The organism is Janibacter sp. CoH_79_TC_3 (assembly GCF_058197955.1).
Map to the genome: position 1 here is coordinate 127,042 of NZ_JBXWIV010000002.1, position 23,499 is coordinate 150,540.

Sequence of the window (23,499 nt, forward strand, 5' to 3'; positions counted from 1 at the left end):
CATCATACTTTATGGCTAATTAGCCAGGTTTCTGAATCTTAAAATGCAATGCTTTGTTAGCCGTTAATGATAAGAAGATGTGCTGTTATTTCCTTAATAGCTGTTTTCTTAACAACTGTTTCTCGAAAAACAGTGAGCCGAGTCACTCACTGCTCACTAATCTAGCATATTTTTAAGATTTTGATTTAAAAAGCTTGAACTTATAAGGCTATCTAATACTTGTCTAGGGAGAGATAAGATGAATAGTGCTATTGTACTGGTGGTTGGTGTGGCCGCAATGCTTTGCGGTTATCTATTTTACTCAAAATTTATCGCCACTAAGATTTTGGCCTTGGATAACAGTCGTCCCACGCCAGCCCATACGATGAAAGATGGGGTAGATTATATTCCCACCAATAAATATGTATTGTGGGGGCATCATTTTACCTCTGTAGCAGGAGCGGCACCAATTATCGGTCCTGCGATTGCGGTTATTTGGGGCTGGGTGCCCGCCATTATTTGGGTAGTTTTAGGCACCATTTTTATGGCAGGCGTACATGATATGTCAGCCATTTGGGCCAGTATGCGCAATAAAGGTCAATCTATTGGCTCGATTGCTGGTACCGTCATGGGCACACGTGTGCGTAGCTTAATGATGGTGGTTATTTTTCTATTATTATTAATGGTGAACGCGGTATTTGGCGTCGCTATTGCCAATATGATGATAAAAACGCCGTCTTCTGTGTTACCTGTCTGGGGCGCATTGGTTGTAGCCTTTATTATCGGTCAGTGTATTTATCGTTATAAGATGAATCTGGTTTGGGTATCCATCATTGGCGTCGTCGCTTTATATGGGCTTATCTATCTCGGTCCCATGTTTCCAGTAGTGTTACCAGAGACCTTTATGGGACTACCTGATAACGCCATATGGATTATTATCTTATTTGCCTATGCCGCGATTGCCTCATTATTACCAGTATGGATGCTACTGCAGCCGCGCGATTATATTAATGGGCTACAATTATTTGTTGGTTTGATTTTATTGTATGCAGCCGTATTTATTGCGACGCCAAACATTGTTGCGCCAGCGATTAATCACGATTTGCCCATCGGTACGCCTTCATTAATGCCATTATTGTTCGTTACTATTGCTTGCGGCGCTATCTCAGGATTCCATGGCTTAGTGGCGACCGGGACGACTTCTAAACAGATTGATAAAGAAGGCGATGTGCGCTTTGTTGGTTATTTTGGTGCCATGGGTGAAGGCATGCTCGCATTGGGTGCCATTCTTGCGGCCACCGCAGGTTTTGCGACACTTGGCGATTGGCAAGCGGTTTATCAAAAATTTGGCGACGGTTCTATCGGTGCCTTTATTGATGGTGGTGCGACCATATTAAATGCAGGCGTTGGTATCGATATGGTACTTTCACAAACGATGCTGACTGTCATGGCCGCCTTATTTGCCGGCACCACAATGGATACTGGCGTCCGTTTACAACGTTATATATTCCAAGAGTTTGGTGAGTTTTATAATATTCCAGTGCTAAGTAAGAGTGTCGTAGCCACTTTTCTTGCCGTCGGAAGCTGTCTATTATTAGCATTTGGCGCCGGTGGTATTGATGGCGCGGGCGGCATGATTATTTGGCCATTATTTGGTACTACCAATCAGCTCATGGCGGCTTTAACCCTCATGATTGTCACGGTTATATTATTACGTAAAGGTAAGCCAGTTTGGTACACCTTAGCGCCCTTATCATTCTTGCTCGTTATGACTGTCTTTGCCTTATTGATTCAGCTAAAAACCTTTTTTACAGATGGCAATTGGCTGCTTATCATTATGGACATTATTATCTTGATCGCAACGATTCTAGTAACGTTCGAGAGTCTATCTGTACTGCGTAAAGAATGGACATTACATAAAGGTAAAACGGATTCCTAATTGAGATTAAAAGATATCATATACACTTGTATCAATAAAAAGCGCTAGCAGCAATTGCTGGCGTTTTTTGTATGAGGTAGGCATGATAGATGGTAAGAAATAAGCAGAAGTGAGTAAATGATGGAAGATAACCCGATACCAAAAGAGCTAGAAGGCAAGGCAAAGCAATTAGAAGACAAAGCACCATGGTGGCAACGTTTTGCGGCAGGATTAAATGAGTTTTATCATGCCCCTTATCGCCAGACGATGGCACGCGCGGCACGTGATGAAGAAGATTTCTTTATGCTGCTGATGTTTGCAGAGAGCCTAGGCATTGATAATCCTGCCAGCTTTTATACCTTAGAGTTACAGCCGCTATTTTTAGAAAACTTCCATGAATGGCATACACGCATGGGTATGGACAAATGCCCCTTTGACCACGTCGGTTGCTGTTAGTACGCTTTATAGAAAAAAATGATAAAAGATAAATGATTAAAAGTCATGTGAATTAAAATTGAGATACCAATATGGCATTACATCCTCTACATGGATTAGTAGACCAACTATCGACGCAACCTATCATATTTATTGGCGGCAAAGGCGGAGTCGGTAAAACCACGACTGCCGCGGCACTGGCCAGTTATTATGCGAGCCAGCAAAAAAAGACCTTGATTGTCTCAACCGATCCAGCGCATAGCTTGGGTGATGTGTTAAATATACGGCTCAATAACGAAAAAACTGCCATCACGCCGTATCTTGATGCAATTGAGCTCAACCCCGATGTCATCGTCGATGTGCATTTTTCTCAAGTTGAATCCACCATTAAATCTTATGCCAATCCAGATATGATGCCCAAAATTCGTGAGCACCTAAAGCTATCAAAGTCGGCACCTGGCGCACAAGAAGCAGCTATGCTCGAATCTATGTGTCAGCATTTAATCAAGGCAGCAGATGCCAATTATGAACATATCATATTTGATACCGCACCAACTGGGCATACATTGCGCTTGCTCGTATTGCCAGAGATGATGGGCGCGTGGACAGATGGGCTGCTAGCACAGCAACGGCGACAGGCAAAATTACGCTCAGTCGCAAACCATCTAGATACTCATAACCAAAGAGATAAAAATCAGAGCAGCAATCAGAAGTATGATATAGCCAATCCGTTTGCCCCAAAAAAGCTTGACCGCTGGGAGCAAGCGGTAGCAGTTCTAGAAAAACGTAAACAGCTGTTTCGACAAGCAGGTATATTACTCCATGACCGTACAAAGACAGCGATTGTTTTAGTGATGACTGCCGACATATTACCATTAGCAGAAACCAAACGCGCTATCGAACAACTGGAAGAGAGTAAACTCACACCAGCCGCGGTAGTCATCAATCAGCTGATAGCACCCGCGCAGTCAGATGATTTTTGGCGTCTTCGTGCCGAGCGGCAACAGCAATTGCTGCAGGATATTGAAAACACGTTTACCAATTATCCACTGTATCCAATCTACTTGCAGCAAACAGACGTACGCGGTACTGAAGCATTAAGTATGCTATTACGCCCATCATCGTAAAGGTTATTTGAAAAATATAATAAATCGACTGTTAATGCTCAGGCTTATATAATTGTAATTTACTTGCCAGCGACCATGCCATATCTGTACGCAGTAGCTGAGCCTGTTCGGACTTACCGCTACTAAGCGACGACCACTGCGGTTTGCCGCGAGCTTTTTTAAGCTCACTTGGTAATTTATGTGGCGGCCATGGCGTCAGGACATTAGCTTCATTGTCGTTAGTTGACATTTCAGCATCATTTTTTGCGCCGCTATATATCAGTTGGGTGGCATCGGTTGCCGCATGACCACGATGGCGCAAGGCGGTGAGTAAATCTATCGCTCGCGTGGCGAGCAAGGTTAGGGTAGCAGGGTCGATATACAAACGTTTTATCCCAGTGAGTCTATCAGCGATACTACTGGTATTCGATAATAGCCCGCCTGCGATACCACCTATGGCAGCGCCCAAACCTAAAGTGGTACCCAATGCTGCAGCATCAATGCCCAAGCCTAATAATGCGCCCGCTGCTGCACCCGATGTCGTGCGAATACCATAGCTTTTGAGCAGTTCAGGGTCAAAAGGGTCTTGCTGATAGGCTTGTAACTCAAGCGGCGTAGCTGCCACGGCGTTATCATAAAATTTATATAAGTTAAGCAGATTGTGCTGCATTGCCCGTTCACTCTGTCTGACCGCTTCTTGCATTTGTGCAAGTACGGGCATTGGGTCATCATCTTCACTAATTTCACGCACAAATGATGCGACATTTAATAAAAAATCCGCAATGATGATATTGGCCTCTTCATAGAGCTGCGCCCAGTTTTCCGTACGGCGTGCCATTAATTGCTCAAGCATCTCAGAATGGGTAAGCATAGTGGCAAGATTTTGCCATAAGCGCATCTCATCTTTAAACTCAAAAGCCACGGAATCAAAACGCGTTGAGATGTGCAAATTACGTCTTGCCAGCATCGTCTGCCATTCGTCGATATTGGCATCTTGACTGTCGGTAAAATTGAATACCGGCATAACAGGTATCGCCGCCCAAGATAAAATAGCCAGCTCATCTTTATATTTACCGAGTACTGGCTCACGCGCATCGACGACATAGATGGCCATATCACTTGCCAGCAGCTGACGGATAACTTTGGCTTCTTGGCTGTAGTCCTCATTGCTAGTTAGCGCATCGCCGCCTTGGGCAATATCGGCTGCCAAAAACTGCTGTAAACGCTCAATACCATCACGGCGACTGGCAGTGTTGTCTTCTAGCCAATCCATTAACCCTGAAGCATCTTCTAAACCCGGTGTGTCATAAAGCACCACCAATACTTCGCCCGTTTGACTGTCGGTCAATTTTGCTCGCTCTACATGGCGGGTGGTTGCTGCTTCGTTTTTTATTTCCCCAAAATAAACATCACGTAGTAACGTGCGTAATAGTGACGTTTTACCCGTATTGGTATGACCAACGACTGCTAGTTTCAGTGCTTCGCCACTGGCAATGGTTTTTTTAGAGGCAGTATTAACAGGTAGCGCTTGCTCATCTGATACTTGTTTTTCCAATGTCTGTTTATTCAACGATAGCTCTGTATTAGTATTCTTTGAATCGTTTTCTGAGTCGGGTGTTGGCTCATAGGCTTTATCGGCAAAGAGACCGCCAGGTTTAGCATTATCTTGATTGTTGTTTTGATCGTTATTATTTTGATTATTCATAATAGAATCTTATTATTAATATTATTGAGTATCGATATTAGAGGACGTCACTAGACCAATTTTCCGAGCGGCAAGGGCGGTTTGCCATTGCTGATAACGAACGTCTTGGTTTTCCGAGTCTTGCTCTTGCAAGTTAGTGTTAGCAGTGTTGATATCACTGAGCAGTTGTACAATAAGGCCGTCTGCGGCATGTTCGGCAATACGATCAAGTTTACGCAGCGTACCTCGGTCGGGTAAAGCCTTGCTATGAATACCTAATAGTACTTGAACGGGATGGCTATCCAAGTAAGTCGTTAATCGATCCATATCATCACGGTCGTCAAGAATACCGAAGTTTTCAACATTACTAACGTTACTAATATCGGTATTAAGTCCTGATTGCCACCAATTATCCTGCTGTGATGGGTATTCAAGTAAAGCAACCAGTTTCTTACCAATACTAACCGTCGCTTTTGGCGCGATAGGAGCGGGCGCTGCCTTAAAATCATCTTCATCGACCACATGACGCTGCCAAAAGTTCAGAATCTTTTGGTAATACGGCTGCTTGATATCCAAGCGCATCTTTTTACGGCGGAACATCAATGCGCAAAATGCCCAAGCAATCGCCCTTGGTACAATACCGTACATCAGCAAGCTACCGACCAATAAGCCGGCCCATTGCCGCGCCATCGATAAGGGCATAGTAGCGTCAGTCACTAAACGGCTCTGAACGATAGCGGCACTGTCCGGCACCGTAAATCCTACCATACTTGGCAACCAGCCGAGTACTTGAGTCAAAGTGATAAGCGCCTGATCAGAGAGTAATGTCGACTCCCAGCTAAAGCTATACTGACGCACAATCAACAAAAATATGATCGCCAGCAGCATACCGGTCAAGGTAGCAAGCCATAATTGATGGCTAAAGCGTCCTAGATACCAACGCATACCGCTATGTTGTAATTGACGCTCGTACAAGTCAACTGCTGCCTTGGTAACATCATCCTTACCACGGATAAGATAGCTAGGACTGACAAAATTGGCAAACCAATTTGACGACTGCTTACCTTGATTAATCAAAGTCATGACTAGCCGTCCTAAGAGCATAATCGTATGAAACCCAAGCAGACAGACCAGCACATAAAAGAAATTCACTACATTGGTCTGTAGTAGGGTAAACAATCCCAAAAACCCCGAGATACACCACACCACGCTCATAATCAGCATAATGCCTTTGATACGACCATCAATTTTACCGAGCACACGTGCCAGCGCACCGTTACTATCTATACGCGAGGCGCGGCGATGCAACTTTTGAATGGGTTTCCCATCCTCACCTTGCAGCTTTTCTGTGATGAGTAGCGGGTCAGTGGCAAAGACATGTTGCTGCGTCTCAAGCGTCCGTACCAGCTCGGTCAATTGGTCTTGGGGCGATAGCATAGGGCGATGATATCCGTATAAAGGCGTTTGTTAAAGTTAAAAGGTTAACGGCATTTAGACATCTCAATTGATAGATGTCGAGTATTTACCCGTCAGTGATTATTGTAGCCTATATAGAATAGCGATAACTTCTATTATTCTTAGCGTTTTAGCATAGTAAATGTAAAGTAAATACGCCAAAATGAATGCAGGTTAGCAACAGCTCATAATACAGATAGCAATAAGGAGTGCTTTATGAATAAAAAAAACTACTTAATCGTTGGCGCTAACGGTGGTATCGGTCAAGCGATTGTTAAACAGCTAATAGAGATGACTGCTAATAATAAAAGCAGTGGCAACGGAAAAATATTTGCCACTTATCATACAAATGAGCCTGACTTTACCGCCGATAATTTGCACTGGTTACCGATGGATGTCAGCAATGAGAAAAGCATTGAACAAGCCGTTACTGAGATTAAGCAGCAAGCCACTCATATCGATTGGGTGATTAACTGTGTGGGGTTATTGCATACGCCAAATAATCAACCAGAAAAAGCGCTACGACAACTAGAGACTGACTTCTTTTTACAGAATATGCAGATTAATGCCTTAGCCAGTCTGCTTATTGCCAAGCATATCAAGCCACTACTTGCAAAAGCTGAACGTGACGCTGACAACCCTGCAGTCTTTGCAACTATATCGGCTCGTGTGGGTAGTATTAGTGACAATGAGCTTGGCGGTTGGTACAGCTACCGTATGAGTAAAGCGGCACTGAATATGGGTATGAAAAATTTGAGTATTGAATGGAGTCGGTCGCTAAAGGATGTCTGCGTGGTCGTCATGCAACCCGGTACGGTTGATACCCAGTTATCATCACCCTTTCAAAGCAATGTGGCTGACGAAAATTTATTCTCGCCAGCCTATAGCGCTGAACATTTAATAGAAGTGCTTAATAGTATAACTGCCGCCCAATCTGGTTGTTTCGTCGATTGGGCAGGTGAGTCCATTTCTTGGTAAAAGATTGGTAAAAACACTATTAATAAAAGCAAAAAGGCGCCTGAATTATTGATACGCTTTAAAACTAATTAGTGATGAATAAATCCATAAACTCATTAACAGGGGTTTGCTCCAAACGCTTTTGATCATCACATAGAGCAAAAATATCCGCACAGCGACTGTCAATAAAGCACGTCGCCAAACTTGCTCGGAATTTCGCTTCTAATACAGGGATGCCTTCAGCGCGGCGGCGTTTGTGACCAATAGGATATTCGACAGCGACTTTATCGGTACTGCTGCCGTCTTTAAAGAATATCTGAATGGCATTGGCAATCGAGCGTTTGCTTGGGTCATGGTAGTCTTTCGAATAGCTGGCATCTTCGACAACAACCATCTTACGGCGCAGCCCATCAATCAAGATATGATGCTGCGCGTGGTAATCGTCTTCATAATTCTCTGCCATCAAGTCGCCGGTCAATAAAGGCACTGCAACCATATATTGCAAACAATGATCGCGATCAGCAGGATTAGCAAGCGCACCTTCTTTCGAGATGATTCGAATGGCTGAATCATGAGTAGTCAGAACGATTTTCTCAATCTCATCAATTCTATCATCGATACGTGGATGCAAAATGACTGCTGCTTCACAAGCAGTCTGGGCATGAAACTCGGCAGGGAAGCTTATCTTGAACAAAATATTTTCCATCACGTAGCTACCAAACTCGCGCTGAAAGGTAAAACGGCGCTCACCTTCAGGTTTGAGTGCCAAATCTTTATTGGTATGGCTAAACAACACATCATAAAAGCCCCATTGCGGAGCGGTTAATGCCCCAGGGATGCCCATCTCGCCGCGACGAGTAATATCGACTAAGCGTACCGCACGACTGGTGGCGTCGCCTGCCGCCCATGATTTACGGCTACCAGCATTAGGTGCATGACGATAGGTACGCAGCGCTTGACCATCCACAATCGCTTGCGAGATCGCCGCCATGATGCGCTCGCGTGGTAATTTATAGAGTTTAGCGACCACCGCCGTTGAGGCTAATTTGACTAGGAACACATGATCAAGGCCTACACGGTTGAATGAATTGTCTAAGGCAAGCACCCCTTGAATCTCATGCGCCATAATCATCGCTTCTAGTACGTCGTGCATCGTGAGCGATGCTTTATTTTGGCTGACATTTTTCTGACTGATATAGTCTGCCACTGCCAAAATACCACCCAAGTTATCCGAAGGATGACCCCATTCAGCCGCAAGCCACGTATCGTTATAATCAAGCCAGCGCACCATACAGCCAATATCAAAAGCGGCCTTAATAGGGTCGAGTCTATGGGGTGTACCGGGTACGCGCGCGCCGTTAGGGGTGATTTGATCAGCGCAATCGGCTCCTAGGTGCTTGGTACATTCAGGAAAGCGCAGTGCTAATAATCCGCACCCTAGCGTATCCATCAAACAGTAGCGGGCGGTATTCCAAGCATCAGTACTATTGGGCGAGTCTGCATCGATAGAGTAGTTAAGCACATAGTCGGCGATTTTTTGAATTTCATCGTCATACTCTGGACGAATATTGCTCTCAACCGTGGCGTTTTGAGTTGTAGACATAGTCGTTACCTCTTCCTTGAGTCGAATATTTGAGTGATTAATAAAGTCGTCTTAGACATTTATTCATCAGCCGCACATCAAAAATAGCATACTCAATATCGAACAACAGTGAAGTCGTGTAAGACTGTTTTATCGTTTAATGATTTAAACCATGAGATAAACCAAACCAACAATAAATAAAAGCGCCAGTATTAAGAGTAAAAAACTGAGAATACTACTCATCATCCCTGAGCTTTCTTTTTGTACTTTTACTTTCTTAATGACGGGTAAAACCATGATGACATGCTCGATACCGTCTTCAAGATAGCGTTCACCCTCAACGATAAACCCAAGTGATTCGTAAAAGTTTAGCAAATAAGTCTGTGCGGAGATAATAATGGTTTTTTTACCATACTTTTTGCGGCAGTACTTGATGGCCTCAAGCATTATTTGACGGGCGACACCATTGCCGCGGTGCTCTGCTAACACCAGAACCCTGCCAATCGCTGGTATGGGGCCTGAAGGGTTGACCGAGGATTTTTTATGATTAAATTGAGGCGGGATAATCCGGCAATAACCAATCAAGGCTTCGTTTTGATGGGCGACCAGATGTAAGCAGTCAAAGTCTACCTCGTCCATATCTTGATACGGGCAGTTTTGCTCCACCACAAATACTTGTGAGCGGGCTTTTAAGATATGATAAAGATCAACGGTGGTCAGCTCATCAAAGGTTTTTATAGAAAATTCACAGGTCATAGTTAAATAGCTTCTAACAATTTAAACGGCTTATATAGGGTAACAACATAAATTATAAATATTCTAAATATTTTAAATATTTTAAATACAGAAATAATGTATCAATGCCTGAGCATTATAACGATTTCACCCTACATTAACTATTTAAGGTTTGAGTGATTTTATCCAAATTCAAACTATCTGACATCGCACTGAATATCTCAAAGTATTTACCGCGCTGCTCATATAGTGCTTCGTGAGTACCTGTCTCAACCACGCGACCATTTTCTATCACCACTAAATCATCAGCATCGATGATTTGGGCGATATTGTGCGAGACCATAATTACGGTGCGATCTTTTTTAATCAAGTCTAGGCTTTTCTTCACCTGTTGACTGGCAATGGCATCTAGGCTCGCCGTTGGTTCATCCAAAAACACAATCGGTGGATCCTTTAAAAACATTCTTGCCAATGCAATACGTTGCTGCTGTCCGCCTGATAGGGACTTTGCACTACTTTCATAGCCTTTTGTTAGAGACATGACTTGCTCATGAATCGAAGCTTTCTTAGCTGCAACCACAATATCATCCTCACTTGCATTCATATCGCCATAACGGATATTTTCGCTAATCGTCCCCGAGAAAATATGGTTGCTTTGTAATACCAAACCGATATTTTGCCTCAGCTCATGGGTATCGTAGTCGGCTAGATTCTGACCATCTAACCATATCGTGCCGGCGTCAGGCTCATAAAACCTTACCAACAGATTGATAATCGTACTCTTGCCAGCACCACTTAAGCCCACCAGCGCCGTAATGCGATTGGGTCTGATGGTAAAGCTGACGTCTTTTAGCGCTTGAGTGCCATTAGGATAGGTAAAATCGACATGTTTAAGCTCAATATGACCTTTTAGGTTTTTGCTACTTATACCAGTGATATTTTCAACTTGTTCGTCATCCTCTAAAATCTCAAAAAAGCCTTCGGCATAGGTAAGCGCATTGTTAATTTGGTCATATATGCGATGTAATTGACGGATAGGGGCAGCGACGTTTTGAAACAGCATGACATGAAATAAAATCATACCAATGGTCATTTGACCTTTTAGCACAAAGTAGGAGGTCAGTAGAATAATCGCCACCACGCCTATTTGCTCTATAAAGGTCTTTATTGCATCATAAATAAAACCAATACTACGAATACGTAGCTGGTTATCAGTCATATCTTTTTGAATGGTTAAATGCTTTTCAGCCTCGATAGATTCACGCACAAAGGACTTTACCACACTGATTGAGTTAATCAGCGAGATGACAAGACCACTTTTGGCTTCTCTAAAGCCGCGCATCTGCCGGCGAAAACCCTGCAAACGCTTTGCTTGTTTTTGACTGATAAAAAAGTAAATCGGGATGATAATCAGACCAACTAAGCCGATCCAAACGTTGGTCGAAAACATAATAATCAGCGATACAATGGCACTGGCAAACAGCGGTAGCATATCGATAAAGAAGTTCTGTACTAGGCTTGTAAGACTGCTAACCCCATAATCAATACGGGTTTGCAGTTTGCCACTGTCGTTCTCACTACTGGTATAAAACGCCATACGGTAAGTTAAGATACGCTCGATGATTTTTTGCGATAAATCACGCGAGAGGTTGATACGAATCTTTTCACCATAAAATCGCTGTCCAAACGAGATGAATATCGACAATATCTCTTTAGTCAGCAATACCACACTGATAATAGTGAGCATGCGCACGCCAGCTTCCCAAGGCTCGGTAAGGGTGGCGATTTCAGTCAAGGTATCAACAGCATAGCGCAGCACGAAGGCATTAACCTGAGCTGTAAAGGAGCCAAGCACCGTCAATATCAAGGTAGCAATGATTATTAAGCGGTAAGGCTGAGCAAAGACGGCAAGCTTTTTGAGGATATCCCACAGCAAAGCCCGCCGCTCCGTTTTTTTGAGCGGCGGCTTCTTATCAAGTGGGGATTTACTAAGCTGGGGAGTTGTTGGCATAGAAACCTAATATAAAAACCTAATTTAAATTCTGGTTCAATTTTTAGCTTATATTATAGATTATAATCAACATTATTTAACGGGTATTACTTAACCTTAAAAAGCATTTGCTGCTACGAATACTTCACCAACCATAATACGGCGAGCAGAGCGGCTCATCGAGACTTTCTTGGCTTGCCAGCGTCCATCGACTTGTTCGGTTTTACCGCCAACCAATAAGGTCCCTGATGGATGACCAAAACGTACTTCACCTAACTCGCCTGCACCTGCTGCCTCATTAACTAACGTTCCCTGAGTAGTCGCTGCTGCTGCTATCGCCACCGCTGCTGTGCCCATCATGGCATGATGCAATTGACCCATACTCATCGCGCGTACCACTAAATCAATATCTGCTGCATTAACGGCTTTGCCACTTGAGGCGTTATAACTTTGCGCAGGAGCAATCCAAGCAATCTTTGGAATATGCTGACTGCTTTGCGCCTCACTGACGTCTTTAAACAGTCCCATCGCAACGCCACCTTTGGCACGGATTGCCTCTAACTTAGCTAAGGTTTCGCTATTACTATTGATATCGCCTTGCATTTCCGTACCCGTAAAGCCCAAATCTTCTGCTTTCATAAAAATAGTTGGGATACCAGCGCTGATAAAGGTTGCTTTGACGCTATCAGTGTTTAGACCACAGCCAGACACATCAAAGTCATCGACTAGATTGTTTGTCGGAAACATATCACTGGACGAGTCTACCGGATCAATAAATTCAATCTTAACCTCGGCAGCTGGGAAGGTCACGCCGTCTAATTCAAAATCGCCCGTTTCTTGCACTTGTACCTTGCCTTGTGCGTCTAGATAGACAGGCACATGGGCAATAATAGTTTTACTGATATTTTCTTGCCAAATACGCACTTCGCATATACCACTTTCTGCGCTATTAGTGACTTTATTAGCATCAATTAAACCCATGTTAATCGCACAAGCGCCAACGGCGGCGGTTAAATTACCACAGTTACCTGCCCAATCAATCATTGGTTTGGCGATATTCACTTGCCCAAACAGATAATTGACATCGTGGTCTGCTTTGTCAGATTGGGAGAGAATCACCGTCTTAGAAGTGCTAGAGCTACCATTACCTAAGCCGTCAATTTGCTTACCATAAGGATCAGGGCTACCGATGACACGCAATAGGAAATTATCGCGCGACTCGCCAGCAACTTGACAACGTTCTGGTAGGTCGGAGAGCTTAAAGAAGGTGCCTTTTGAGGTGCCGCCACGCATATAGGTAGCAGGGACAGAGATTTGTGGAGCGAATGTTGGTTTTTTCTGGGTCATTTTTTATTCCTTATATCGAGTTATCTGAATGATATTCGTTAATACTCTAGAGTTGTGGTAAAATACCACAAAGGTTAATATTTTTGAATATGGAGAATCTTATGTCCACCGCAAGCATACGTCTTAATAAAGCGCTGGTTGATAAAGCCTATGCAATCTCAAAAGCACAACATCGTACCCCGCCAAAGCAAATAGAACATTGGGCAACCATTGGCCAAATTATGGAAGACAATCCTGATCTATCCTATGAATTTGTTCGTCAGCTATTGATAGCACAAGCAGAAGTCGATGCCGGTATGGTCGAGCCTTACGAATTTGGATAGATGATGACCCAGCCTTTAAGTGTTATTCAATCACATAGCTTTAAGAAAGCCGTTAAAAAATTACATAAAAATCAGAAAGCCGATCTAGATGCTGCTGTACGTACCATAATAGATAATCCTAATTTAGGGATACAGAAAGTAGGTGATTTATCCTCTGTACGTATCCATAAGTTTAAGATGTTAAAGCAGCTAACCTTATTAGCCTATCAAATTGATAATGGTCAGCTTGTCCTCACCTTATTAATGATTGGCACACATGAGAATTTTTATCGTGATGTTAAATTAATACTTTGACTATCGTGATAAAGCGCTAAGATCATTATTCGTCATAGCTAAAGATTAAAAAACCGATGCTATATAGACACTCTATACAACATCGGCTCTTCGATTATTCAAAACTCATGATGATTACGCGATATCTAACGTGCCATCGATAAACTCTTTGGCAAAGCGCTGGAGCATACCACCAGCGTTATACATTTTAACTTCATCAGCGGTATCTAAACGACATTTCACTAGGGCTTTATCGACAGTACCATCTGTGCGGTTAATGACCAATGTCATCTCACCACCAGCAGACACTTCGCCTTCGATATCGAATATTTCAGTACCATCGATATTTAGGGTGTTACGATTGACACCTTCTTTAAATTGCAAAGGTAGTGCGCCCATACCGACCAAGTTTTGACGATGGATACGCTCAAAATCTTCTGCGACGACGACTTCTACGCCAGCTAAACGCACACCTTTGGCAGCCCAGTCACGGCTTGAACCTTGACCATAGCCATCACCTGCGATGATGATCAGCGGCTGTTCACGGTTCATATAGGTTTCAATGGCTTCCCACATGCGCATGACTTGACCTTCTGGCTCTACTCTAGCAAGTGAACCTTGGATGACTTCACCTTTCTCGTCACGTACCATCTCATTCAATAGCTTAGGGTTGGCAAAGGTTGCACGCTGCGCCGTTAAATGATCACCGCGATGGGTTGCGTAAGAGTTATAGTCTTCCGCCGGTAAACCCATGGTATCAAGGTACTCGCCAGCCGCCGAATCACCCAAAATCGCATTAGATGGCGATAAATGGTCAGTAGTAATATTGTCACCTAATACCGCCAATGGACGCATACCTTTTAGCTTATTCATCGCTGCCATTTTGCCTTCCCAATACGGCGGACGACGGATATAAGTAGTCTGCTCACGCCAGTCATAGAGCGGGCTTAATGCTTTACCTGTGTCTTTTTTGGCTTCATCAAACATAGGGATATAGACAGCATTGAATTGCTCAGGCTTCACGGCTTTAGCAACGATGGCATCAACTTCATCATCATCGAACCAGATATCTTTTAGATAAACGTCATTGCCGTTTTGGTCTTTACCTAACGAGTCTTTTTCAATATCAAAGCGGATATTACCGGCGATAGCATAGGCAATCACTAATGGCGGTGATGCTAAGAATGCTTGCTTGGCATACGGGTGGATACGACCATCAAAGTTACGGTTGCCAGATAATACCGCAGTAGTAAACAGATCGTTATCTATGATTTCTTTCTCGATGTCAGGATCAAGCGCACCACTCATACCATTACAAGTGGTACAAGCAAAGCCAACCACATCAAAGCCGATTTCTTGTAGCTCAGACATCAGACCAGCTTCTTCTAAGTACATTTTTACCGTTTTAGAACCAGGCGCTAAAGACGATTTCACCCAAGGCTTACGTAATAAGCCTTTCTCATTAGCATTACGAGCAACCAAGCCCGCTGCAACCATATTGCGAGGGTTGGAAGTATTAGTACAGCTGGTAATTGCGGCGATAATAACCGCGCCATCTGGCATCAGACCATCTTTTGGTTCTGGTAATTTATCTTCAGGAGCGTGAGCAATGCCTTTGGCAACTAAGTCTGTGGTTGAAACGCGAGCATGCGGACGTGAAGGACCTGCCATATTACGGACGACTGCTGACAAATCAAACTCAAGCACACGGTCATAAACCGCATTTTCCATGCCATCAGCCCATAGACCGGTTTGCTTGGCATACTGCTCAACCAGTTTGATTTGCGCTTCACTACGACCAGTTAGGCGTAGATAGTCGATGGTTTGCTCATCGATATAGAACATCGCCGCCGTTGCGCCATATTCTGGTGTCATGTTTGAGATAGATGCACGGTCACCGACGCTCAGTTGGCGCGCACCGTCACCAAAGAATTCAATATAGGTTGAAACCACACCAGCATCACGTAAGAACTCAGTCATCGCGAGTACCAAATCGGTGCCAGTAATGCCTTTTTGTAGTTTACCCGTTAGCTTAACACCAACGTAATCCGGTAGGCGCATGTATGATGGGTTACCCAACATCACGCTTTCAGCTTCTAAGCCACCAACACCGATTGAGATAACGCCTAACGCATCAACCATCGGCGTATGGCTGTCGGTACCTACTAAGGTATCGGCAAAGGCAACTTCTTCACCGGCTTTGTTTTTAACCACTTGCACAACCGGCGACATTTTTTCTAAGTTAATTTGGTGCATGATGCCGTTACCAGGCGGTACGACGTTGACGTTATCAAAGGCATACTGACACCAGTTAATAAAGTGGAAGCGGTCATCGTTACGACGCTCTTCAATGGCGCGGTTTTTCTCAAAAGCGTTTTCTTCAAAGCCTGCATGTTCAACGGCCAATGAATGGTCAACAATTAATTGCGTTGGCACGATAGGATTGACTTTTGATGGGTCACCGCCTTGCTCAGCGATGGCATCACGTAGACCTGCTAAATCAACAAACGCCGTCTGACCTAAAATATCATGACAAACGACACGGGCAGGGTACCAAGGAAAATCTAAATCTTGTTTACCATAGATATGCTGTTCTAACGCCGCCGTTAAGTCTTCTGGAAGGCAACGACGTACCAAGTTTTCACACAATACTTTTGAGCAGAACGGCAGTTTGTCATAGGCACCCGCTTCAATGCTTTCAATCGCTTCGCGGGTATCAAAGTAATACAAATCTGTGCCAGGTAATGGCTTTTTGAATTGTTCATTCATCGGTTGTACGAGGGCGTTGTCCATAAGTCACCTTTGGCTATTGGCTGGTTGCAATGAGGGCTATTTATAAAAGGATTGTTGATAATTTTTTTATAAAAGGGCGGTTCTTTTAGCAAAGCATTATCTATGCGCTACCTAGCACTTATTATTAAACGCGAAAAACTTAGCTTTACTAAAAAAACGGGATTTGACTAGACTAGAATAAAAGTCAGTCTAAACTTATAAGAAGGTTTAACGGTTAAGCCAGTCAACATAGCTGACTTAACCGCTAAATTCTCTATACTAAGTACGGTTTATATGGCGTAAGTCCTTATGCCATATAGTTAATCTATATAGGTTATATAGATTAACGCGCACTTATCTCTGGTACTGGGCGCAACTCTTCACCGATATATTCCGCACTTGGGCGAATGATACGGTTGTTAGCGCGTTGCTCAAACACATGTGCTGCCCAACCAGTTAGACGCGAGCAAACAAAGATTGGCGTGAACAGTTTGGTTGGAATACCCATGAAGTGATAGGCTGAAGCATGGAAAAAATCAGCATTACAGAACAGTTTCTTTTCGCGCCACATCACTTCTTCACAGCGTACTGATACTGGGTATAACACCTCATCACCAACGTCAGCAGCTAGTTTTTCAGCCCAGCCTTTAATGACGACGTTGCGTGGGTCTGATTCACTATAGATAGCATGACCAAAGCCCATGATTTTGTCTTTACGCGCCAGCATCGCCATCATCTCTTTTTCGGCTTCGTCAGGTGAGCTAAAGCCTTCAATCATATCCATCGCCGCTTCATTCGCGCCGCCATGCAAATGACCACGTAGTGAGCCAATCGCACCGGTAATACAAGAATGAATGTCAGACAGGGTAGAGGCACAAACGCGAGCGGTAAAGGTTGAGGCGTTAAACTCATGCTCAGCGTAGAGGATAAGAGAAACGTTCATGACCTTGGTATGGAGCTCGTTTGGCTTTTCACCTTTAAGCAGATGCAGGAAGTGACCACCAATCGTGTCATCATCCGTTTCTGTTTCAATACGGACATTGTCATGGCTAAAGCGGTACCAATAGTTAATGATTGATGGGAATGCCGCCAGCATACGATCTGCTTGGTCGTTTTCCTCATCAAAGCTCATTTCAGTTTCTAAGTTACCGAGCATTGAGCAACCGGTACGCAACACGTCCATTGGGTGCGCTGCAGCAGGTATACGTTCCAGCACTTCTTTTAATGGCTGTGGCAAACCACGTAAGCTTTTTAATTTGGTCTGATAAGCATCAAGCTCGCTTTGGGTTGGCAAGTTGCCATATAGCAATAAGTAAGCGACTTCTTCAAAAATACATTTGTCAGCAAGTTCTGATACGTCATAACCGCGATAAGTCAGACCAGAGCCTGATTTGCCAACGGTAGATAAAGCCGTCTTGCCTGCGACTTGACCGCGTAGACCTGCGCCTGACAATACTTTTGCTGATTGGTTTTGTGCTGCCATGATAAATTCCTTTTGTTGGTAGCTTTGGTTAGATAAGAAGTGTTGCACGGTATTGATAGTTTTTAAATAAAGCGCTGGTTGTAGTCATCTATGACAAAGCCAACGCTTTAAGCTTTAATTCTTTACTTGAACAACTGTTGTAAATATAGTGCTTTACTTGTTATCAGCAAATAGTTTATCTAGCGTTTGCTCAAACTCATGATAGTTTAAGAAGTCATAAAGCTCCATACGCGTTTGCATGGTATCGACGACTTTTTCTTGCGTGCCATCATCAAGCAGATGCTGATAAACGTTTAATGCCGCTTTGTTCATCGCCCGGAAGGCGGATAATGGATAAAGTACCATGTTAACCCCAACCGCATATAACTGCTCGGTGGTGTATAAATCAGTTTGACCAAACTCAGTCATATTTGCGAGGACTGGAATATCCAATACATCGGTAAACTTACGGTACATCTCGATATCGGTCAATGCTTCGGCAAAAATCATATCGGCACCTGCTTCTTGAAAAGCAACGGCACGTTCAACAGCCGCATCAAGACCTTCTACAGATAGGGCGTCCGTACGCGCCATCACCACAAAGTCTTTATCCGTCTTGGCATCAAGCGCTGCTTTTAAGCGATCAACCATCTCTGAGATGCTAACGATTTCTTTATTTGGGCGATGGCCACAGCGTTTTTGCGCCACTTGGTCTTCGATATGCACCGCTGCAACGCCGGCTTTTTCCATTTTCTTAATCGTTTGAGCGATATTAAATGCACCACCAAAACCGGTGTCGATATCGACCAATAACGGCGTATCCACCGCATCGGTAATACGGCGCGCATCTTCTAAGACGTTATCAAGGCTTGTCATACCCAAATCAGGCAGACCAAATGAAGCGTTTGCTACGCCCGCACCAGAGAGGTACAAAGCTTGATGACCGACTTGGGTTGCCATCATAGCCGTATAAGCATTAATCGCACCGGCAATCTGTAGTGGTTGGTTATTATCGTTTTTTTGTTTCATTGCACTGCGAAAGCGAGCGCCAGCTGATGAGGTCATGTCGTAGTCCTTACGTGGAGGGATAATCTTATTAAATGAAGCAAGATAAGATTGTTGTGTTTGATTATACCCATTTATCCATGGTTGCAAAGCGGTGTTTTACTACTATTAATTAATAATATTTAATATATTTATTAGTTTTAATAAAATAATTCATATTATGAATATTAATATCCATTTTCTAGAGATTTACTGAGATTACTATTCATATAGTTAAATTCATAAAATATTTACCCTACCATTACTTACACTTAGTTACAAATACCTCTATTTTAACCTATTCCACCTTTATTAAGGCTGACCATAGCACTCAGCAATAAAAAGCCCTGATAGCTTAGCTAAAAGGGCTTTTATGATAAAAGACTTTATAACGAGATTTTAATCAAAATTAACCCGCACTAACCAAGGATACCAGCAAGGTTGGCTAGGAATAATAGGGTAAAGCCCCCTAAAAACACCAGACTTGCAATCGAATAAGCGTTCATACCGGCTGATAGTTTTTTATGGTTTTTCACGAGCGAGTAGTTTAACCAACCAAAGATAGGTGCGGATATAAATGCCGATATCATCGCGAACTTCAGCATAGCGCCTAACTGTCCGGCAAAGAAACTAATAATCACCAGTCCGCCACCGATAGCATAAGTGGTCCAAAAGGCGATTTGTTTCTTATTAATCTCGTCTTCACCTTTAATCAAACGCCAGCATTCAGCATTGGCACGCCCGTAACCATCCGCACAGGTAATGGTGGTGCCAAACATGCACATGAAGGCGACGAAGGCGACGAGTAGTCTTGACCATTCACCGATAGTGGCGGTATACATATTGATAAGCTGATCAATATAAGCGACACCTGCGGTTTGAATCTCTTGACCAGAGCCATATTGTACGAAAACACCTAACGCTAAGAAAAACAGCGCTAAAATAGCAGAGACTAAGAAACCAACATTAAAATCCAACAAACCCTGACGATGCGTTGTGTTGTCAGCCTTTCTCTTGGCTGATGTCCACATCGATGTGATGGCAGCGAACTCAAGTGGTGCTGGCATCCAACCCATCAATGCCACAATGAAACCCAAAGTCGCTAAATTCCAAGGAGATGCTGGGACAAAATCAGCAACCATCACCGTCGGCTTGCCAGCAGCAATCATCACGGCTAACACGGTTGCAGATACAAGCGCAATCATAATCCACTTAGTCACACCATCAAGCAGCTTATAATGACCGGCTATCAGGAAAAACCAACATACGGCAACGATGATTAAAGCTAAGGTAATACTTGATAATCCTACAGAAGCTGGGAGCATAAAACCCAGTATTACTGCAGCAAGCAATGTCACTGCGCCAGTACTAATCACCGCCGATAAAATGGATAGAATAAAATAAACCCATAGATAGGCTTTTGAGCGTTTGGCATAGCCTGCAATTAGACTCTCGCCAGTATCATAGACGTAATCAGTACCAAAGCGGAAGAAAGGGTATTTGAAGACGTTGGCTAGAATAATCATAATTGCCAACTGCCAGCCGTATAGTGCACCTGCCTGCGTAGACGAGATTAGATGTGAGCCGCCGATAGCAGCAGTCGCCATTAAAATACCGGGTCCAAAAATTCGCCAGCTAAATCCTTCTTGCTGCGGGACAGCATTAACGGTAGCGCCATCGTCTGTAGCGCCTAGGTTGTTAAGTGGTTGTGTGGTCATGAATACCTCGAAATGGTTAAAACGGCAAATTATCACTTACCTGTGTCAGCTTGCCAATGATCATGAGAGAAGTGATTTATAGGATATTTAAAAGAAAACTATAAAACGATTCATCTTGTATCGACTTTAGCATAATGCTGCTAAACAGGATAAGGATTATTCTAATTATTATTACTAATAGTTTGCATGCCTATTCTCGATAGTTAGCATAATATGCTGTAAATATCAAGGGTTAGGGCTATGTATTTTTTGCCGGTTCTTTATAACACAATCCGCCACCGATATCTGCCACTTGGCGCCATTTACAACGGTTTAATGCGCTTTAACGCTGTAAGGTAAAACTTTGCTTACGATAAGTGATACCGCGGCGCTCATATACTTGATAAATTGCGCCAAGCAAGTCAGGTATTTTAGGATGGACAAAGTCTTTAAGCGTATGCAGGTAGATAGGAGAGGTGGCATTTTCATGCAGCAGGCTTCGATAGACGATCTGCTCGGTGCGTACGGTTTTTAGGCTGGCAGGTACCAAGGTAATGCCTTCACCAGCGGCAACCAAGCCGAGTGCCACTTGTAAATCACTGACGGTGGTGGTCATAAATGGTGAGATGCCATATTGAGCAAATAGATGCAGCAAAGGTTCAGTTACCGGCTCAAAAGAAGCCTGCTCGGTAGAAGACTGCTTATATTGGTCACGGCTTTTATCGTTGGCAGTTAGAGGCTTAGTAGCGTTATTAGTAGAGCTACTCCTAATAGAAGAGTTAATAGGTTGGGCTGTCGTCGATATAGGCAGGTGAGTTTGATGATATAAAATCAAACGATTATTTGCCAAATCAATCAGGCGTTGTTCAGTGATATGGGCGAGCGCATGCGCTTTGGGAAGCGCCACCAAATACCGCTCATGACGTAATAATATCTGCTGAATCCAAGGATCTTGATGGGCAAAGCGCCCAAAACCTATGTCAATCTCACCCGTTTTTAAGGCATCAATTTGCTGATAGGAGCTGATGTCCTTGAGATTGACCTCAATATCAGGATTAGATTGCTTGAGCTTAGCGATGACTTCGGGTAGTAAGCCGTACAGCACCGATGGTACAAAGCCAATATTTAAAGCCGTGCTTGGCGCTGATAAGCGTTGGGTCATGCTGGTGACGGTGTCAATCTCTGTGAGTATCGTACTGATTTTATCGTAAAAGAATACACCCGCTTCTGTCAGATGAAGCGGTCTATGGTAACGGTCAACCAATTCTACACCCATATCAGTCTCAAGCTGCTTGAGCAACCGGCTAAGCGTCGGCTGTGATAATCCAGTATTAGTGGCAGCGGCGCTAAAGCTTTTGCAATCAGCTATAGCAATAAAAGCATTGAGCTGTTTTAAATCCATATTGTCATGCTCATCTGTCTATGACGCTTATTTAAGCTAATATTGTGGCTATTTTATATGAATAGGAGAAACAAGCGTAAAATTATACTTGAAGGAGAGGAGGCGACCCACTATATTGTGTGGTAACGATAGTGTTACAATTTAGCAAACAATTGATGTAAATTAGCCATGCTAAAAAAGCGTGCAAACAAGCTGCATTTACCCTCATTTTAGCAATTATCTATTTTTCGTGGCATTCACTGTTCTGGTATCACTTCATGAGCGATAAAAAAAGCAATAAAAGCAATGATCTAGAGGCAAATTTAGCGAAAATTGCTAATGCTAAGCCACGAAGACGCTCTCGTAAAGACAATATTTATGAGCGCTTTATCACGCGTGTCGAAAATGTAGATAGTGCTGATAGTGATGGCAATCGCGAACAAGCTAATGGCGAGGGCAGGCTGGCGCCATTAAAACCGCTAAAAAATGCTGATAAGCTGTCATCATACGAGCCGTTGAGCGCCGCAGAACTGGAATTATTTGCCAGCCAGAAAGATGATTGGCAACAAGAGGCTAATCTACAGGGAACAAACGCCTCAAGTACGAGCGTTCATTTAGATTTCTCCGATGAAAATGATGACTATGCAGATAAGGCTAACAACACTACAGCAAGAGATTCTGCGTCGTTTTCTCCTATAGAGTCCTTAGATAAGGCGCCTTTAAATAGTACGAAACAAAGCTATGACAACGTTGAAGATCTCGATCAAGAAAAGATTAACATCGATGATTTATCTGCACAAAGCCCAACCAAACTTATCCCAGCAAAAAATACTAAGCTGGCAAGTAGCAAAAAACCGCTTATCATTGGGATGGTTGTTGGTTCGGTATTGATTGCTGCAGTGGTATTGACGCTCATATTTGCTGGTGTACTTTCAACCACACCTAATGCTACTGATACAGATGTTAGTAATAATAGCGATAAAGTAAATACAGCAAATGAGACGCCTGTTGCTAATAATGGACAAGAAAACAAAAACCCTAATCAAGCTTCTGCTGATAGTAGCAATCAATCGACTGTAGACTCTAAAATCACTGCGCCAAGTACCAATAATAAAAACTCTAGCGATGAGGATAAGACTACCGCTGAGAATGAATCAAAGTCTGAACCTGCCATTACCTATGAAGATTTTAGAGAAGAGTCACAAAGTACATTATTTCGTGAGACCAATGATTAACCATGCCTAATTTACTAAAAATGCCCTAAATCAGTGTTTTGATACCGTTTATCCGGTAATCTTAACGCTCATACCAAAAACCGTTGCATCGTATCGAAGGTTACGTATCATCAGATATAGACGC

Annotated in this window: 18 protein-coding genes; 7 read left to right on the forward strand and 11 right to left on the reverse strand. The window is 43.3% G+C overall.

Annotated features, from left to right (window positions below; genetic code table 11):
• The first annotated feature begins 238 nt into the window (after positions 1 to 238).
• The 3 genes from AC2FA3_RS02660 (at position 239) to AC2FA3_RS02670 (ending at position 3,459) form a co-directional block, all read left to right on the forward strand.
• Entirely contained in the window at positions 239 to 1,918 is a 1,680-nt protein-coding gene (locus tag AC2FA3_RS02660; RefSeq protein ID WP_490508186.1) for a carbon starvation CstA family protein, read from the forward strand.
• Positions 1,919 to 2,035: 117 nt separating this feature from the next.
• Complete coding sequence (locus tag AC2FA3_RS02665) at positions 2,036 to 2,353, forward strand: cory-CC-star protein (protein WP_490508187.1); 318 nt, start codon at positions 2,036 to 2,038, stop codon at positions 2,351 to 2,353.
• Positions 2,354 to 2,424: 71 nt separating this feature from the next.
• Positions 2,425 to 3,459: an ArsA family ATPase gene (locus AC2FA3_RS02670; RefSeq protein ID WP_490508188.1), complete on the forward strand. Its 1,035-nt coding sequence runs from the start codon at positions 2,425 to 2,427 to the stop codon at positions 3,457 to 3,459.
• A gap of 31 nt (positions 3,460 to 3,490) precedes the next feature.
• Here the strand turns inward: AC2FA3_RS02670 and AC2FA3_RS02675 are convergent, their stop codons facing one another.
• Positions 3,491 to 5,143: a DUF3482 domain-containing protein gene (locus tag AC2FA3_RS02675; protein ID WP_490508189.1), complete on the reverse strand. Its 1,653-nt coding sequence runs from the start codon at positions 5,141 to 5,143 to the stop codon at positions 3,491 to 3,493.
• 21 nt (positions 5,144 to 5,164) lie between these two features.
• The gene (locus AC2FA3_RS02680) at positions 5,165 to 6,559 is read right to left on the reverse strand and encodes a DUF2868 domain-containing protein (protein ID WP_490508190.1); all 1,395 of its coding nucleotides are present in this window, start codon (positions 6,557 to 6,559) and stop codon (positions 5,165 to 5,167) included.
• A gap of 234 nt (positions 6,560 to 6,793) precedes the next feature.
• Between AC2FA3_RS02680 and AC2FA3_RS02685 the strand changes: the two genes are divergently transcribed.
• Positions 6,794 to 7,555 carry an SDR family oxidoreductase gene (locus AC2FA3_RS02685; protein WP_490508191.1) on the forward strand — a complete coding sequence of 254 codons (762 nt, stop codon included), beginning with the start codon at positions 6,794 to 6,796 and terminating at the stop codon, positions 7,553 to 7,555.
• A 64-nt stretch (positions 7,556 to 7,619) separates the two neighbouring features.
• Here AC2FA3_RS02685 and AC2FA3_RS02690 read toward each other — a convergent pair whose 3' ends face one another.
• From AC2FA3_RS02690 to prpF, 4 genes are all read right to left on the reverse strand, one after another.
• Positions 7,620 to 9,137 (reverse strand): bifunctional 2-methylcitrate dehydratase/aconitate hydratase, encoded by a 1,518-nt coding sequence (locus AC2FA3_RS02690; RefSeq protein WP_490508192.1) that lies wholly within the window; start codon positions 9,135 to 9,137, stop codon positions 7,620 to 7,622.
• Positions 9,138 to 9,281: 144 nt separating this feature from the next.
• Complete coding sequence (locus AC2FA3_RS02695) at positions 9,282 to 9,872, reverse strand: GNAT family N-acetyltransferase (protein WP_490508193.1); 591 nt, start codon at positions 9,870 to 9,872, stop codon at positions 9,282 to 9,284.
• A 136-nt stretch (positions 9,873 to 10,008) separates the two neighbouring features.
• Positions 10,009 to 11,862: an ABC transporter ATP-binding protein gene (locus AC2FA3_RS02700; protein ID WP_490508194.1), complete on the reverse strand. Its 1,854-nt coding sequence runs from the start codon at positions 11,860 to 11,862 to the stop codon at positions 10,009 to 10,011.
• A gap of 96 nt (positions 11,863 to 11,958) precedes the next feature.
• On the reverse strand, positions 11,959 to 13,188 hold the full coding sequence (prpF, locus tag AC2FA3_RS02705) for a 2-methylaconitate cis-trans isomerase PrpF (RefSeq protein WP_490508195.1): 1,230 nt from the start codon (positions 13,186 to 13,188) through the stop codon (positions 11,959 to 11,961).
• A gap of 101 nt (positions 13,189 to 13,289) precedes the next feature.
• Here prpF and AC2FA3_RS02710 point away from each other — a divergent pair, with 101 nt between their 5' ends.
• Both AC2FA3_RS02710 and AC2FA3_RS02715 read left to right on the forward strand, forming a co-directional pair.
• Positions 13,290 to 13,511 (forward strand): TA system antitoxin ParD family protein, encoded by a 222-nt coding sequence (locus tag AC2FA3_RS02710; RefSeq protein WP_068404729.1) that lies wholly within the window; start codon positions 13,290 to 13,292, stop codon positions 13,509 to 13,511.
• 3 nt (positions 13,512 to 13,514) lie between these two features.
• Complete coding sequence (locus AC2FA3_RS02715; protein WP_490508196.1) at positions 13,515 to 13,805, forward strand: type II toxin-antitoxin system RelE/ParE family toxin; 291 nt, start codon at positions 13,515 to 13,517, stop codon at positions 13,803 to 13,805.
• Between the two features lie 114 nt (positions 13,806 to 13,919).
• Here the strand turns inward: AC2FA3_RS02715 and acnD are convergent, their stop codons facing one another.
• From acnD to AC2FA3_RS02740, 5 genes are all read right to left on the reverse strand, one after another.
• On the reverse strand, positions 13,920 to 16,577 hold the full coding sequence (gene acnD, locus AC2FA3_RS02720; RefSeq protein WP_490508197.1) for a Fe/S-dependent 2-methylisocitrate dehydratase AcnD: 2,658 nt from the start codon (positions 16,575 to 16,577) through the stop codon (positions 13,920 to 13,922).
• Between the two features lie 322 nt (positions 16,578 to 16,899).
• A complete protein-coding gene (gene prpC / locus AC2FA3_RS02725; RefSeq protein WP_201612468.1) occupies positions 16,900 to 18,039 on the reverse strand; it encodes a bifunctional 2-methylcitrate synthase/citrate synthase in 1,140 nt (379 codons plus the stop codon).
• Between the two features lie 153 nt (positions 18,040 to 18,192).
• A complete protein-coding gene (gene prpB / locus AC2FA3_RS02730; protein WP_201612467.1) occupies positions 18,193 to 19,083 on the reverse strand; it encodes a methylisocitrate lyase in 891 nt (296 codons plus the stop codon).
• Positions 19,084 to 19,481: 398 nt separating this feature from the next.
• On the reverse strand, positions 19,482 to 20,780 hold the full coding sequence (locus AC2FA3_RS02735; RefSeq protein WP_490508198.1) for an NRAMP family divalent metal transporter: 1,299 nt from the start codon (positions 20,778 to 20,780) through the stop codon (positions 19,482 to 19,484).
• 322 nt (positions 20,781 to 21,102) lie between these two features.
• Positions 21,103 to 22,161 carry a LysR family transcriptional regulator gene (locus AC2FA3_RS02740; protein WP_490508199.1) on the reverse strand — a complete coding sequence of 353 codons (1,059 nt, stop codon included), beginning with the start codon at positions 22,159 to 22,161 and terminating at the stop codon, positions 21,103 to 21,105.
• Between the two features lie 257 nt (positions 22,162 to 22,418).
• Here AC2FA3_RS02740 and AC2FA3_RS02745 point away from each other — a divergent pair, with 257 nt between their 5' ends.
• On the forward strand, positions 22,419 to 23,375 hold the full coding sequence (locus AC2FA3_RS02745) for a hypothetical protein (RefSeq protein ID WP_490508200.1): 957 nt from the start codon (positions 22,419 to 22,421) through the stop codon (positions 23,373 to 23,375).
• Positions 23,376 to 23,499 lie beyond the last annotated feature (124 nt).

Coding starts and splice junctions, on each gene's coding strand:
- prpB (WP_201612467.1), bottom strand. CDS start 19,083: ATGACCTCATCAGCTGGCGCTCGCTTTCGCAGTGCAATGAAACAAAAA.
- prpC (WP_201612468.1), bottom strand. CDS start 18,039: ATGGCAGCACAAAACCAATCAGCAAAAGTATTGTCAGGCGCAGGTCTA.
- acnD (WP_490508197.1), bottom strand. CDS start 16,577: ATGGACAACGCCCTCGTACAACCGATGAATGAACAATTCAAAAAGCCA.
- AC2FA3_RS02665 (WP_490508187.1), top strand. CDS start 2,036: ATGATGGAAGATAACCCGATACCAAAAGAGCTAGAAGGCAAGGCAAAG.
- AC2FA3_RS02690 (WP_490508192.1), bottom strand. CDS start 9,137: ATGTCTACAACTCAAAACGCCACGGTTGAGAGCAATATTCGTCCAGAG.
- AC2FA3_RS02740 (WP_490508199.1), bottom strand. CDS start 22,161: ATGGATTTAAAACAGCTCAATGCTTTTATTGCTATAGCTGATTGCAAA.
- AC2FA3_RS02700 (WP_490508194.1), bottom strand. CDS start 11,862: ATGCCAACAACTCCCCAGCTTAGTAAATCCCCACTTGATAAGAAGCCG.
- AC2FA3_RS02670 (WP_490508188.1), top strand. CDS start 2,425: ATGGCATTACATCCTCTACATGGATTAGTAGACCAACTATCGACGCAA.
- AC2FA3_RS02695 (WP_490508193.1), bottom strand. CDS start 9,872: ATGACCTGTGAATTTTCTATAAAAACCTTTGATGAGCTGACCACCGTT.
- AC2FA3_RS02685 (WP_490508191.1), top strand. CDS start 6,794: ATGAATAAAAAAAACTACTTAATCGTTGGCGCTAACGGTGGTATCGGT.
- AC2FA3_RS02660 (WP_490508186.1), top strand. CDS start 239: ATGAATAGTGCTATTGTACTGGTGGTTGGTGTGGCCGCAATGCTTTGC.
- AC2FA3_RS02735 (WP_490508198.1), bottom strand. CDS start 20,780: ATGACCACACAACCACTTAACAACCTAGGCGCTACAGACGATGGCGCT.
- AC2FA3_RS02675 (WP_490508189.1), bottom strand. CDS start 5,143: ATGAATAATCAAAATAATAACGATCAAAACAACAATCAAGATAATGCT.
- prpF (WP_490508195.1), bottom strand. CDS start 13,188: ATGACCCAGAAAAAACCAACATTCGCTCCACAAATCTCTGTCCCTGCT.
- AC2FA3_RS02680 (WP_490508190.1), bottom strand. CDS start 6,559: ATGCTATCGCCCCAAGACCAATTGACCGAGCTGGTACGGACGCTTGAG.
- AC2FA3_RS02715 (WP_490508196.1), top strand. CDS start 13,515: ATGACCCAGCCTTTAAGTGTTATTCAATCACATAGCTTTAAGAAAGCC.
- AC2FA3_RS02745 (WP_490508200.1), top strand. CDS start 22,419: ATGAGCGATAAAAAAAGCAATAAAAGCAATGATCTAGAGGCAAATTTA.
- AC2FA3_RS02710 (WP_068404729.1), top strand. CDS start 13,290: ATGTCCACCGCAAGCATACGTCTTAATAAAGCGCTGGTTGATAAAGCC.